The sequence below is a fragment of the Nocardia inohanensis NBRC 100128 genome (genome assembly GCF_001612945.1).
GTDB lineage: Bacteria > Actinomycetota > Actinomycetes > Mycobacteriales > Mycobacteriaceae > Nocardia > Nocardia inohanensis.
On sequence record NZ_BDBK01000004.1, the window covers coordinates 203,085 to 214,027 of the forward strand.

The 10,943-nt window shown below is 63.7% G+C and carries 19 protein-coding genes; 11 read left to right on the forward strand and 8 right to left on the reverse strand.

What is annotated here, in order from left to right; genetic code table 11:
- Positions 1–55 precede the first annotated feature (55 nt).
- Complete coding sequence (locus tag NI1_RS37900; RefSeq protein ID WP_157535091.1) at positions 56–487, forward strand: hypothetical protein; 432 nt, start codon at positions 56–58, stop codon at positions 485–487.
- A 121-nt stretch (positions 488–608) separates the two neighbouring features.
- Here NI1_RS37900 and NI1_RS37905 read toward each other — a convergent pair whose 3' ends face one another.
- Positions 609–755, reverse strand: coding sequence for a hypothetical protein (locus tag NI1_RS37905; protein ID WP_157535092.1), 147 nt, complete (start codon positions 753–755; stop codon positions 609–611).
- Positions 756–955: 200 nt separating this feature from the next.
- Here NI1_RS37905 and NI1_RS12950 point away from each other — a divergent pair, with 200 nt between their 5' ends.
- The 6 genes from NI1_RS12950 (at position 956) to NI1_RS12975 (ending at position 3,902) form a co-directional block, all read left to right on the forward strand.
- Entirely contained in the window at positions 956–1,714 is a 759-nt protein-coding gene (locus NI1_RS12950) for a hypothetical protein (RefSeq protein WP_067819060.1), read from the forward strand.
- A gap of 28 nt (positions 1,715–1,742) precedes the next feature.
- Positions 1,743–1,997, forward strand: coding sequence for a hypothetical protein (locus tag NI1_RS12955; RefSeq protein ID WP_157535093.1), 255 nt, complete (start codon positions 1,743–1,745; stop codon positions 1,995–1,997).
- 125 nt (positions 1,998–2,122) lie between these two features.
- On the forward strand, positions 2,123–2,812 hold the full coding sequence (locus tag NI1_RS12960; protein ID WP_067819067.1) for a hypothetical protein: 690 nt from the start codon (positions 2,123–2,125) through the stop codon (positions 2,810–2,812).
- Entirely contained in the window at positions 2,809–3,186 is a 378-nt protein-coding gene (locus NI1_RS12965) for a hypothetical protein (RefSeq protein WP_245663194.1), read from the forward strand. Before NI1_RS12960 ends, NI1_RS12965 begins: the two co-directional genes overlap by 4 nt.
- A 15-nt stretch (positions 3,187–3,201) precedes the next feature.
- Positions 3,202–3,432, forward strand: coding sequence for a hypothetical protein (locus tag NI1_RS12970; protein ID WP_067819074.1), 231 nt, complete (start codon positions 3,202–3,204; stop codon positions 3,430–3,432).
- 65 nt (positions 3,433–3,497) lie between these two features.
- Positions 3,498–3,902: a hypothetical protein gene (locus tag NI1_RS12975; protein WP_067819077.1), complete on the forward strand. Its 405-nt coding sequence runs from the start codon at positions 3,498–3,500 to the stop codon at positions 3,900–3,902.
- A gap of 19 nt (positions 3,903–3,921) precedes the next feature.
- On the opposite strand, the gene NI1_RS12980 is transcribed toward NI1_RS12975, so the two are convergent.
- The 3 genes from NI1_RS12980 to NI1_RS12990 are packed head-to-tail and all read right to left on the reverse strand — an operon-like array spanning position 3,922 to position 5,383.
- Positions 3,922–4,179 carry a hypothetical protein gene (locus NI1_RS12980; RefSeq protein ID WP_067819081.1) on the reverse strand — a complete coding sequence of 86 codons (258 nt, stop codon included), beginning with the start codon at positions 4,177–4,179 and terminating at the stop codon, positions 3,922–3,924.
- Positions 4,180–4,181: 2 nt separating this feature from the next.
- Positions 4,182–4,529 carry a DUF397 domain-containing protein gene (locus NI1_RS12985; protein WP_169815572.1) on the reverse strand — a complete coding sequence of 116 codons (348 nt, stop codon included), beginning with the start codon at positions 4,527–4,529 and terminating at the stop codon, positions 4,182–4,184.
- The gene (locus tag NI1_RS12990) at positions 4,526–5,383 is read right to left on the reverse strand and encodes a helix-turn-helix domain-containing protein (RefSeq protein WP_067819087.1); all 858 of its coding nucleotides are present in this window, start codon (positions 5,381–5,383) and stop codon (positions 4,526–4,528) included. Before NI1_RS12990 ends, NI1_RS12985 begins: the two co-directional genes overlap by 4 nt.
- Positions 5,384–5,784: 401 nt before the next feature.
- On the opposite strand from NI1_RS12990, the gene NI1_RS12995 reads away from it, so the two are divergent.
- Both NI1_RS12995 and NI1_RS13000 read left to right on the forward strand, forming a co-directional pair.
- Positions 5,785–6,054 carry a hypothetical protein gene (locus NI1_RS12995; protein ID WP_157535094.1) on the forward strand — a complete coding sequence of 90 codons (270 nt, stop codon included), beginning with the start codon at positions 5,785–5,787 and terminating at the stop codon, positions 6,052–6,054.
- A gap of 145 nt (positions 6,055–6,199) precedes the next feature.
- Positions 6,200–6,811: a hypothetical protein gene (locus tag NI1_RS13000; RefSeq protein ID WP_157535095.1), complete on the forward strand. Its 612-nt coding sequence runs from the start codon at positions 6,200–6,202 to the stop codon at positions 6,809–6,811.
- Positions 6,812–6,953: 142 nt separating this feature from the next.
- Here NI1_RS13000 and NI1_RS13005 read toward each other — a convergent pair whose 3' ends face one another.
- From NI1_RS13005 to NI1_RS13015, 3 genes are all read right to left on the reverse strand, one after another.
- On the reverse strand, positions 6,954–7,361 hold the full coding sequence (locus tag NI1_RS13005) for a hypothetical protein (RefSeq protein WP_157535096.1): 408 nt from the start codon (positions 7,359–7,361) through the stop codon (positions 6,954–6,956).
- Positions 7,358–9,040, reverse strand: coding sequence for a nucleic acid/nucleotide deaminase domain-containing protein (locus tag NI1_RS13010; protein WP_067819098.1), 1,683 nt, complete (start codon positions 9,038–9,040; stop codon positions 7,358–7,360). Before NI1_RS13010 ends, NI1_RS13005 begins: the two co-directional genes overlap by 4 nt.
- 88 nt (positions 9,041–9,128) lie before the next feature.
- Positions 9,129–9,686 carry a hypothetical protein gene (locus NI1_RS13015; RefSeq protein WP_067819348.1) on the reverse strand — a complete coding sequence of 186 codons (558 nt, stop codon included), beginning with the start codon at positions 9,684–9,686 and terminating at the stop codon, positions 9,129–9,131.
- A 138-nt stretch (positions 9,687–9,824) separates the two neighbouring features.
- Here NI1_RS13015 and NI1_RS13020 point away from each other — a divergent pair, with 138 nt between their 5' ends.
- The gene (locus NI1_RS13020) at positions 9,825–10,145 is read left to right on the forward strand and encodes a hypothetical protein (RefSeq protein WP_157535097.1); all 321 of its coding nucleotides are present in this window, start codon (positions 9,825–9,827) and stop codon (positions 10,143–10,145) included.
- Positions 10,145–10,648 carry a YbaB/EbfC family nucleoid-associated protein gene (locus NI1_RS13025; protein ID WP_067819104.1) on the forward strand — a complete coding sequence of 168 codons (504 nt, stop codon included), beginning with the start codon at positions 10,145–10,147 and terminating at the stop codon, positions 10,646–10,648. Before NI1_RS13020 ends, NI1_RS13025 begins: the two co-directional genes overlap by 1 nt.
- 1 nt (position 10,649) lies before the next feature.
- Here the strand turns inward: NI1_RS13025 and NI1_RS13030 are convergent, their stop codons facing one another.
- The gene (locus NI1_RS13030; protein ID WP_067819107.1) at positions 10,650–10,922 is read right to left on the reverse strand and encodes a hypothetical protein; all 273 of its coding nucleotides are present in this window, start codon (positions 10,920–10,922) and stop codon (positions 10,650–10,652) included.
- Positions 10,923–10,943 lie beyond the last annotated feature (21 nt).

Here is a 10,943-nt window from a genome sequence, read left to right on the forward strand (position 1 = left end):
ACTGCTAAACCAATCCGGTCAGCACAAGGCCCGAGTTAATCTATTTTCTCGCGCCATGACATCGATCGTCGGTGTGCAAGTCGGCCTTGCAACCAAGGCTAATCCCCCCAGTAAAGACGAACTGGAGGCGTTCCGACGCGATGTGTCGGATCTTATGATCGCGAACGGCCGAAGCCTCTACTCGTACATCGATCGAGGTTTGGATTACGCCATACGTTCAAGGATCGATGGATGGTATGAGCCCTCGATACATCGTTCCGCCATCCAACTGCTAATCGACGATTACCCGGGTGGATCCTCAGTTTTTGACGAGGAAGCCCTCGACCTCCTCGACGAAATGGATGAAATGCTCAACGACAGAGCGCCGGATGTCCCACCCCTTCCTGAAAGTATTATCCCGCCGGGTATGCCGGAAAGCCATTGGTGGTGGCACCTCCCATCAGGCGATCCTGGAGAAGTCGCAGCGCGCGACCACCTCCTCAGTTGATGTTAATTGCCCAGGCACCGAAGCCGGTGGCGCCGAGTCGAGCTGCCCATCCGACTAGAAAGTAAGCTAGCGAGCGTGGACCCTCGATCACGGTGATTACGTGCCGCTCTGATACGTGGGATCACGACAAACCCTTGCATGAGTATTCAAAAGTGTCGGCGACTTGGTTGACGATATGCGGCGCGATGCGGTTCGGCGAGCCGATCACATTCACCAGTTCCTCGGCCACAATGAGAGCGAGTTCGTCGAAGGTGACCGATGCCGTCATCGCCTTGCGCTCCAGTCAGCCTTCCCGGACAGGGCACTCGCGACATTCCGATGAGTGGATGCCATACGTCCTGGCCGGAAACGCGCAGCCCCCGGTCCACGTCGCCAACCAACCGCGACCGGCCGCTGCCCTCCAAGAGATCGCCGCGGCGGTCTGATGCGCGGACGAATGTCCATTTCAGCGGAAGTAGGCTGGCGAGCGTGGAGTATGAGGCATTGCTTTCCCGCGCCGAGCTGGTGGTGCGCGGTGCAGAGTTGCTCGATGAAGCTCGTCGGCTCGGAGATGCGGGCGACGTCGCCGGTGAGAAGGCCGTGCGCGATCAGCGAGCGGTGATCATGCGGAAATACGCGAAGGCGCTGCCCTACGTACCGGTTGCGCGGTGCCCGGACACAGGCGAAGTCGTCGAGTACAAGATCGATACCGGTGACCTCGACGGGTGGTTCTGGGATCACGACAACCCCTGGCGCGAGCATCGGGCGATGCCGGCCACCTGGTTGACGATGTGTGGGGCAATGAGGCTCGGCGAGCCGGTCGCCTTCGCGAAATTCTGGTGTGAGCCTGGTCCCGGTGTGCCGTACGTGATTCCGCGGATTCTCTCGAATGACGGAGTGCACGCGGTGTTGAATCAGATCTCCGTTGGGCCCCATACCGGTTGGGCCATCAGCTATTTCGGGCCGCGGGTGACAGGTTCCCCGTTGGAGAACGTCTGGGGGGCGAACACCTACGACGTCTATGACGACCAGGGCGGATGGCTCGGATGGTCTGAACACGAGTCACGCGTCGACGAATACGATTTCGAGCTCGCCCCGTGGGTCGAGTCAGGAAAGCTGCAATGGATCGAAGCAGAGGATCCGCACGTGCGCTTGCGGTCGGGCGTCGACGGATGCCCGTATCTGGGGCTGCCCGGGAGCCGGCAGAAGGCCGCGATCTTCCGAGGCGAGGTCCGGCGCTCGAACTGAAGCCCTTACCGAGAATCAGGAGTTGTCCATGAAGAACCTGCGTTTTTACTTCAAACTCAGCGACATCCGCCCCGAGCCTTCCGCCGTTATGCGGCGTTACGAGATCGACGGCATAACACGATCGGAGTCGTACCGGTTCAACGGACAGGGCTGGACCGCAACCGAGTTCTTCGACAAGTACCAGCTCGGCCACAACGACAGCGATTACATAGAGGTATCCGAGGCAGAGGCCGAGGAAGCGATCGCGACAATCAAACGTCGCGCTGCCGAAGGTTGGCGCTGAGAGGCAGCCGGATGTCCCAACCGGACAAGCCCACCCTGAGAACTGAACCTGATCAACGGGGAGGGCTGGTTGCCCGGATCGCATCGTCTTTGACCGAACTTGCGCCCGAAGGTGATTCGGCTCGAGTGGAACTGTCTGCGGCGGTCACGGTCGATGGGCATCAGTTGCGGCTCACGAACCTCATGAAGGATCGCGCCACCGTTGTTCCCCATCCGGGCACTCTGAATCCAGAAACCCTGTGGCGGTTGGGGCAGGTTCTTGCTCGGTTACGGCAGGTCATGTACGCCGATGGCCAGGGCACTTGGTTTTCAATCCGACTCTGCCTGAGCTCCCGAGGAGGCTACTCGGTCGGTTACAACTTCCATTGCGAGCCCGAATTGCACCCGCCGCTGTCCGTTGACATCTGGTTGCGCGACTTCGAGGCGTTTCCCCGTGATGCCTTCCACCTTCCACCCTGGCTGCGGAGCCATTTCGACGCGGCGCAACCGGATCGGCAGATCGTGAGCGCCGTTATCGAAGGCCCGATGGACATGGCCGATCAGAGCAAGCTTCTCGATGTCATCTGTGCGCTGTTGATCGACACCCTGCCGCCCGGCTACAGCATGTACAACCTCTATTACAACTCGCTCGGAAATTACACCGACACCTACTCCAGATTGGGTGACATCTTCGGCCGCACAACCGGTTTGGCGCCGCAGCGGCAGTTCGTCGAGCACATCAGGACTCTCGGACATCGCACGCCCAATGTCGAGCCGCTCGCGCTGGAAGCCGCGCTCGCTCTGATCGAGCGAGAAGCAGAGGGGGTAGTACTTTGAAAACCGTTGGGGTTTATCGAGAGATGTATGCCCGGGGGCACGATGATTTGCCCTGCTTGCGGGATGCCGTTGCCGACCATGAGATCGCAGATCGTCAGCGGGTGCTGACCTATATGCGCACCGCGCCCGGAATCTTCGACGTACTCGATGTCGAGACGGACCTGATCGACCAGACAGAGAGGATCATGAGTGCCTCGTCGCTGATATCAGATGGCGCGTGGGTCTGGCGAGTCGATTCCATTCACTACCTCGCCAAATATGAGCTCGAGATCCCTGTCGACTTCCTGCACCACGTGCGGCAACGAGGGTTTGTGCCACCGACGTCGATAGAATTCACCTCGGAGATCGAGGAAGCTATAGCTCGATACTTCTGAACTGGGGGTCGTTCGATGGCGTTGCTGGTGCACTACAAACTGATTCGCGAAGACGCGGCTGAGGTCGAGTATCTCTATGGCGGTGACAGGGACGCTCTCCTGGACAGTCTGATCATCGAGAAAGGCAGTCGGAGACTGCGTTCCGGCCAGGTGGGCAGCCATCTTATGGTGCCGGCGGCCGGGAAAATCCTGCGGCAGGCCAGGCAGGACGGAAAGTGGCCAGGGTTCGGGGTGGTCGCATCCTAACGGCTCACCGGCCAGCCGGGATCGGATGAGGGCTGGCCACGCATGAGACGACTGAACCTCTCTCGGTGAGCCTGGATCTTTGGCGGATAGAGGATAGCCTGTGGGTTCTGCGAATCTCCGCCGCCGCGGACGTCGATCTCGGCGATGAGGAGATCGCACGCTGGCAGCCGATTTTCACGGCGGCCACGCTGGATGCCGATCTCGAAGTATTCGAGTTCGAGGTCTTCCCGCCGCCGCATCGCGACAGTTACGAGACGATGTGGGAGAACGAGAATTGGCTGCGCACAATGTACTGGGACTTGCCTGCACAGAACCTCGAGGAACTCTGGTGGGTGATCGGTGTCGGTCCCTCCACACCCGAGGTCGAGAAGCGGGACAAGCTGGCGGCATTCATGGCCAGCCCGACCTGGAAGCCGGCGCCGCCCGAACTGCGTCGGCAGGCTGAAGAATTCATGCGCCGCGCGACCTAGATCGAGAATGCCGAAGGGGCTAACCCAGCCTGCGGTCGCGCGCCGTCCGCCAACGCGCCGTATTGCTGCCGTCCAACTGCCCGGTGAAGGCGCGGCGGGCAGCATCGACGAGATCTTCGGTGATGGCCGGGTACGACTTGGCGATCGCCCACAAAGCTTCCGTGGTTTCCGGATCGAGCCCGCTCGAACTCGGAACGCCGACTCCCGTCAGCACCATCGACAGCACACGATCGAAGCTCTCGTGCAACTGCTCCTTGGTGGGGTGGCCGCGCCGCATGGTCAGGCGGCGAACTCGCCGACCGCGATACCGGCGGTGAAGGCTTCCCATTCGGCGGCCGTGTAGACGAGGGTCACGCCGGCGGCGTCGCGGAGTGTGATGCCGCCATCGGAATGTCGATCCAGGGTGGGGATGCCGACCGGGCGAATGGCGGGACGACCGAGCGCGAGGTCGAGGAACGTCGGCCAGTCCGAGGAGGGGATTGAGATGATCGGTTGGCGCGCAGGGTCGTTCGCGGCGTCGCGAAGATATTTGCTGTCTCGGACGAGGACGGATTCTGGCGTTTCGAGGATCTCGACGCAGTGTTCGCTGCCCTGGCTGAATGTGCTTTTGCGCCAGCGTTCGATCATTTCCATCCCTTGCACGCTCTACTGATCGCCGCTGTTGATTCCCTCGGGGAGAGTGCGGCCTTCTCGATTTCATCGTACGTGCGGAGATACCGCTCCACTGCGGGAGATTCGACGTACAGGCAGCCTGCGAGGTTCTCGACGTATGCGACGGGAGCGAATGGCTCGCCGAGGTCGAAAAGTGTGAAAGCGCCCGCCAATGCGTGGTAGGCGGTGGCATCGAAGCCGAGTACCCGGATGGTGATGTTGTCCCGTTCGCTCATGGCCAGCAGATGATCGAGCTGTTCTCGCATGATGGCCGGGCTGCCGATGGTCTGCCTCAGCACCAGCTCGCTGATGATCGCTGTGATCGACGTTTGGCCGGTGTCCAGGATCCGTTGGCGGGCAAGGCGCAGTTCGGTGGCGCGGGCTGTTGCGGCTTTGTCGAAGGACGGGTCACCGCGGAAGATCGCGCCCATGTAGTCGGGTGTCTCGAGGAGGCCGTGGATGAATCCCAGATTGAAGGTTCGGATGTGACGCGCGCGGCCTTCGAGCCAGAAGGCGTCGAGATATCGCCTGCCGCCCACCACATCTCGGTACTCGTCCCACCAACCCTTGCGCCATGCCTCTTTGGCGAGGTCGATCAGTTCGGATCGCAGTCCTTGATCGGCGACGCCGTACATGGTGAGGAGGGCGTCGACATCAGTCCATCGCAGCGGGATGATGCCGGTTTCGTAGCGGCTCATGGTCGAACTGCCCTTGACGCCCAGGTATTCGGCCGCGTCGGACAGTGTGATGCCTGCCTTCTCGCGCTGCTCTCGAAGCCGTTGACCGAGCCACTGCGAGCGGAGAGTAGCGACGTTTCGCGAGTCGACCATGGCAGATGAGGATAGCCGATAGGCATCAGAGTATTCGGAATGTCCTGACGCGCAATCTGCGCAGGCGTACGATCCTTGGAAGCATCGCAGTAGCCCTTCTCATCGCCGAAATCAGGTGGTCGTCGTGATGGTCGCAGTGCTCAACCTCCTCACCGGGCTCGTACTCGGTTGCGCGGGAAGCGTTGTCATGGATCGATGTCGGCGGGTGCTAGCCGAGGCCGGCGGGCGGCACGGCGGCGATCGGTGGACGGTCCGATCGATTCGCGAACGGGTGGAGTGCGAGCGCAGCGAAGTGACAACAACGCGCCGGAACTTCGCCGCCACAACAGGATTCACCGCCAGCGCATTGCTTTCCGGAGGTCGCCATGCCGTGCGATGAGAGCGAGCAGATGGAATTGCAGGTGATCGTGGATGTGCTCGACGCGGTCGAAGCCAGGCTTCGCGAGCACGAGCGGTGCGGTTGGCGATTGACCGTGGCGCGAACCCGGATCTACGCGGCCGTGTTGCACGCGGTCATCCTCAGTGCCCGCAGCACGTGCATCTTTCCGCCGACACTGGACCGCGCCGCCGTTCTCGACACAATTCTCGACGGTGCTGAGCCGACCGGATCATGCGGCAGCGCAACACCGATCGACAATGCCATCGAAGGCCACATCGTGAATCTCAACTGATCTCGCCGAGGTTCGCTTCGCGAGCGCGTGCGTCCTGTGAGTTGGACTTGCTCACAAAAGCGTGAAGGGTGGCGTCTTCAGACGACATTGGTTGAAAGAAGTTGGATAGGCCGCCCGGCGTGGCCGGGGCGGGGAGGGGTGAAGGATGCGATTTGCGGGTTCGTTCGACGGGGTCGATGACGCTGGGAGGCCGGTTCTTTCGGCGGATCGCGTGGTGGTACCCGATCCGGCGGAGGTCGACAAGATCGTGCAGTTCCTGGAGGGTGGCGGGTTTGCGTTGGGGACCCGGCGACGGTCAGCGGACATGTTGGATCCCAGTCGCGGTGAGGTGGTTCATTCGATCATTCGGACCGACGGCGAGTGGCTTTGGGCGATCGCCATCGGGTACTACCTGAAAGAGCATGGGGTGCCGCTCGAGGCGGACTTCTTGGAACACATCAGGAAGTGCGGGTACGTGGCGGCGGTTCCGACCGAAGGTCAGATGCGGACGGCCTTGAATTGCCCTGAAGCACGGGCTCGATGGCTGTCCGCGCCCGAGGTTTGCATCGTCAGGATCATTGCGGGTGGGGACGCGGCGGCCGCGTTTGTCATCGATGGGCGACGTTATGACTACGGCGAGGACTTCAGGCGTGTGATGGTGGAAGCGTTCGACGAGTTGAACGCTCGGGGCATCAATGCGGAGTTCGAGACGAGCGGGATTGCGGCGGACGCACCTTCGTTCCGAATGCCGAGCTGGGAAGAGTATCGCGGGAAGTAGTTGTGGGTCGGTTCACGGACGAGACAGAACGCGTGCTTCGTACATCGGGCTGGCGACCGGGGCGGCGGGTCCGATACCGACCGCTGGCGAGAGCAGCGGGAGGCGAACGGGTTTCGATGGCAGCGCGGCGGAGCGTGACGGGTCAGGGGTTTTCTCGGCGGGAACGTTCTTCCTTGATCTGGCGGACGTACTCGTCGTCGTTCCAGGAGATGTCCTCGTACTCCGGAGGGTCGCCCTTCCAGGAGAAGAACCATTCGATCCAGTCTTCGCTGGGGAGTTCGCTGGCGCTGGAACCATCGACGGCGAGGTTGCGGGCGAAGGCTTCCGCGGTGGGGCGGTCGACGATCTGCCAGCGGTCGTCGTTCTTGTAGTCGCTGGTGAACCTGGCGACACGCTCGGGGTCGTATTGCCAGGCTTGGATGCCCTGGTTCCAGACGAGTGCGTCTTGGGACTTGTGCTTGCTCACGAAGAGGGTGAAGGGTGGCGTGGTTCCGAATTCACCGCGGCAGACCGCGTGGTAGTAGAGCATTGGCGCATCTGCCTGACTCACTTGCCGCCGGCTTCGGCTATCAGCTTCTGTAGCAAATCATTTCCGGCGCTCAGCGCAGCGGCGTCATTCGACACCCACGGGACGCTGTAGGAGACGGGGGTTTCGGGGCGGAGGCCCTGGAGTTTGGTGCCGCAGGAGGCGAAGCAGGGTTGGCGTTCGCTGTAGAGGCCGGTGATTTGGTCGGGTTTGAAGCCCTTGGCGGTGAGTTTGGCGAGGAGGTCTTCTTCGGCGCGGGCGGTGGGGTTGTCGGATTGGCCGTCGCCTGAGCCGATTACGAGGTCGCCGTTCTGGGGGTCGATGCCGGGGACCAGGGCGACGATGAGGTTGTTGCTGGGGGTGGAGGCGCCGGATCGGCGGTTGCGGTAGGCGGCTTGGCTCAGTTGGTCTTTGTTGTAGGGGGCCTGTTGGTATGAGCAGTTCGTGCCGCAGCTGGAGCGGGTGCGGGCGGAGTCTTGGGCGGTGCGGATCACGGTGACCACCCGGTCGATTTCGGCTTGGACCATGGCTACCGCCTGGATGTCTACCGAGCCGGTGTAGTTGATGGTGTATTCGACTGTGACGTCGCGGTTTTGGGCTCTCGCCTTGGCGTCGGCTTCGGCTTGTTTGCGGGAGCGGATGGCGGAGACGAGGGCGGCTACGCCGGTGTCTACGCAGGTCATTACGCCGCTGCCGTTCAAGGGGAGGGATTGGGTGGTGGCGCAGCCGGTGCTGGGGGTGCCGTCTACCGCTACGGAGGCTTTCATTACGGCGGAAATGTTGCCGGTGAGGCGGGCTCCGGCTGTGGCCGTTGTTTTGGTGGTGACCGTGGAGGTGACGGTGCAGCTGGAGTTGTCGCATTTGAGGCTGCCCTTCGAGTCGAAATCGAAGGAGACGCCCAGGTTTACCGCGTTGGTGAGGGTTTGTGCTTGGGAGGCTAGGTCGTTGTAGGTCTGTTCGCGGTCGGCGGGGGTTACCACCGGGAAGAGGATGGGGCCCAGTTGCCCGTCGGTGCCGTAGGTTGCGATGCCGCCGGATGCGCCTCCGGCCGAACCTCCGGAACCGGTCGAGCCGCCGGACCCGGCGGTGGAGGTGCGGGTTGCCGCGGAGGGTGCGGCGGGGATCCAGCGGAGGAGGCGGTGGGGGGCTTTCGCCGAGACGGCCAATGTGCCGGTGGGAGTGCCTACTTCGATGCCTTGGTCGGAGCCGACCTGCACGGTGGGTGCGCCCGCTCGAGGGAAGTCGGTGGTTTGGTCGAGGCCGCGGAGGAGGGTGAGGGCCAGCTCGCGCGGGGACCAGGCGCCGGTGGGGACCACGGCGGCGAGGTCGTCGGAGCCGGTTACCCACTTGCCTTCGAGGGAGGCGCTGGTCATGCCGCGAGGGAGGTTGGAGGCCAGGGCCGTCTTGGGCGGCTTGAGGTAGGTCTTGCCGTCGACGGTGAGGACGTCCGTCTTCTGCTGGCCGGCGGCGGTGACCGCGCCGACCATTTCCCCGCCGGAGGTGGCGCGCAGATCCCAGGACGCGCCTTGGGAGCTGGAACCGGTGTAGTGGGCGACCGGTTGGGTGAGCAGGTCTACGAGGGCGGCGTAGAACGGGGAGGTGTCGGGTGCGGCCACGGGGGTGCCGGGCACAGTGGAGCACCCCGTGGCGATCGAGGCCGCCAGCAGCATCGATCCGACCAGCGCGATTCGCTTGCGGCGCATAGTGACCGCTCCCCCCACGTCCGACTCCGATGCGTCGAAATGGACGCTAATGCCAACCGGTCGGGCAGGCAAACGGACCGGCGGAGGGTTATCCCCAGGTGTTCAGCGTCACGGTGTAATGGTCGAGCAGGGCTTGCAGCCGGGGGCGGGTGAAGCGGCCGGGTTCGGCTTCGAAGACCGTGCGTCCACGACCGGAGGTGAAGGCCGCGGCCGGGATTCGGTCGGAATCGGCGGGAACGAACTTGAGGGTTTCCTCGATGGCCGCCAAGGCGGTGGCCAGGGCGTGGCGGCCGGCGCGCCGGGCGCGGTCGTCCAAAACCGAGGGATCGGCGGGAACCTGGCGGGCGGCGACGTCCGAATACCAGAGCCACACACCGGGATCCAGCAGTTCGGAGGGGTCGTCCAGGCCGAATTGGACCGAGCGGGCGGGCGGCGGGAGGACCTCGTCGGGGAGGCGGAAAGTGTATTCGCGATGGGATCCGCAGCGCGGGCACTCCCCCGTGTACCGGCTGGCCAGTACACCGTCGATGGTGACCACCGCGCTGCGGAAGGCGCACTGACTTTCGCCGCAGCTCGGGCAGTCCTGGAGGCTGAGGTAGAGGCGGGCTTCCGCGTTGGTCCGGGCGAGCGGGAGCGTGTCGGGCATGCCGAATACCTTGCCTGAGATCGGGTGGGCGGGCCATTCCGGGTGCGGGGAGTTCATGTTGAGTTCACCGATGTGCTGTGGCAGAGTCGATTTCGCTGTGCTGAGTGCAGAATCGTGATCGTCGGAATGGGGATCTCCATGTCGGGAACAGTGCGGGCCACCTCGAAGCTTGTCGGGGACGCGGCTTCTATCGCGGGGGAGATCAGGGCGCGGTTGAACGCCATCGCGAGTGATGGGCGGGCCGCGGTCGCGGCGGGGCAATCGGCTTGGGGGGATGACGAGTTCGGGGGCAAGTTCGCCGACGGGGAGAAGGGGTTCGTCGTCGGGACCGACAACATCACCAGCGGGACCGACAACCTCGGGACCTCGTTCGGGAATCTGGCCAAGGGGTTGGCGAAGGCCGAGACCACGCTCCGGAACATGGAGCTGAAGAACAAGAACAGCTTCCGGTACCGGTAATGCGGGAGGCAGGGGACGCGGCGTCGATTCTGGAGGAGTTCCAGCAGCAGATGCGGGCCATCGCGGAGGCTTCGCGGAAGCGGGCGCAGTTGACGGCCAGTGCGAGTGCGGCCGGCGGGCGGGTGACGGTGACCGTGAACGCGGACGGGATCGTGATCGCTACCCGGTTGAGCGCGGATGCCGGGGACCTCTCGCACGATGAGATCGGTGCGGCGGTGACCACCGCGGCACAGAAGGCGGCCGCGGATGTGGCCCAGCAGACGCGGGAGCTGATGCGGCCGCTGCGGGATGAACGGGCGCGCATGCCCAAGCTGTCCGAGCTGTTCGAGGGCATGCCGGATCTTCAAGCGCAGGCGCCGACCATTCCGCCCGCTTCGCTCGCACCGCCCAAATCGCGGCGGGTGACGGAGTCGGTGGAGTTGGGGCCGGAGTTCCGGAACTCGGTGGATTACGACCGGTGGCGGGCGGAGAACGAGCGGGGAGCCACCAACTCGGGGTGGTGAATCACTCGGAGTCGGCGGGCAATTCGGGATAGTAGCCGCGCTGATAGGGCGAAAGCTGGGAGATGGCCAGCTGGCCCGCGCGCTGGCAGATGGGGCAGACACCGGTCGCATGGCATTCGGGGCACCGTTTGCGGCCGCCCGCGCCGTCGTCCAGCCAGCCGCGCCCGCCGCAGCTCGGGCACCAGCCCAGACCGTCGCACTCGTAGCAGAGCACGTAGCCGGGAGTGCGGGTTTCCGGGGTGCGCACCGGGTCCGGCCATTCGAACTCGGCCATGCGGGCCTCCTTTCCGCCGGA

Excerpts from the sequence above, each read along its gene's own strand:
- NI1_RS37900 (WP_157535091.1), top strand. The coding sequence starts at position 56 with ATGACATCGATCGTCGGTGTGCAAGTCGGCCTTGCAACCAAGGCTAAT.
- NI1_RS37905 (WP_157535092.1), bottom strand. The coding sequence starts at position 755 with ATGACGGCATCGGTCACCTTCGACGAACTCGCTCTCATTGTGGCCGAG.
- NI1_RS12955 (WP_157535093.1), top strand. The coding sequence starts at position 1,743 with ATGAAGAACCTGCGTTTTTACTTCAAACTCAGCGACATCCGCCCCGAG.
- NI1_RS12970 (WP_067819074.1), top strand. The coding sequence starts at position 3,202 with ATGGCGTTGCTGGTGCACTACAAACTGATTCGCGAAGACGCGGCTGAG.
- NI1_RS12980 (WP_067819081.1), bottom strand. The coding sequence starts at position 4,179 with ATGCGGCGCGGCCACCCCACCAAGGAGCAGTTGCACGAGAGCTTCGAT.
- NI1_RS12985 (WP_169815572.1), bottom strand. The coding sequence starts at position 4,529 with ATGATCGAACGCTGGCGCAAAAGCACATTCAGCCAGGGCAGCGAACAC.
- NI1_RS12990 (WP_067819087.1), bottom strand. The coding sequence starts at position 5,383 with ATGGTCGACTCGCGAAACGTCGCTACTCTCCGCTCGCAGTGGCTCGGT.
- NI1_RS13000 (WP_157535095.1), top strand. The coding sequence starts at position 6,200 with ATGCGATTTGCGGGTTCGTTCGACGGGGTCGATGACGCTGGGAGGCCG.
- NI1_RS13010 (WP_067819098.1), bottom strand. The coding sequence starts at position 9,040 with ATGCGCCGCAAGCGAATCGCGCTGGTCGGATCGATGCTGCTGGCGGCC.
- NI1_RS13015 (WP_067819348.1), bottom strand. The coding sequence starts at position 9,686 with ATGCCCGACACGCTCCCGCTCGCCCGGACCAACGCGGAAGCCCGCCTC.
- NI1_RS13020 (WP_157535097.1), top strand. The coding sequence starts at position 9,825 with ATGTCGGGAACAGTGCGGGCCACCTCGAAGCTTGTCGGGGACGCGGCT.
- NI1_RS13025 (WP_067819104.1), top strand. The coding sequence starts at position 10,145 with ATGCGGGAGGCAGGGGACGCGGCGTCGATTCTGGAGGAGTTCCAGCAG.
- NI1_RS13030 (WP_067819107.1), bottom strand. The coding sequence starts at position 10,922 with ATGGCCGAGTTCGAATGGCCGGACCCGGTGCGCACCCCGGAAACCCGC.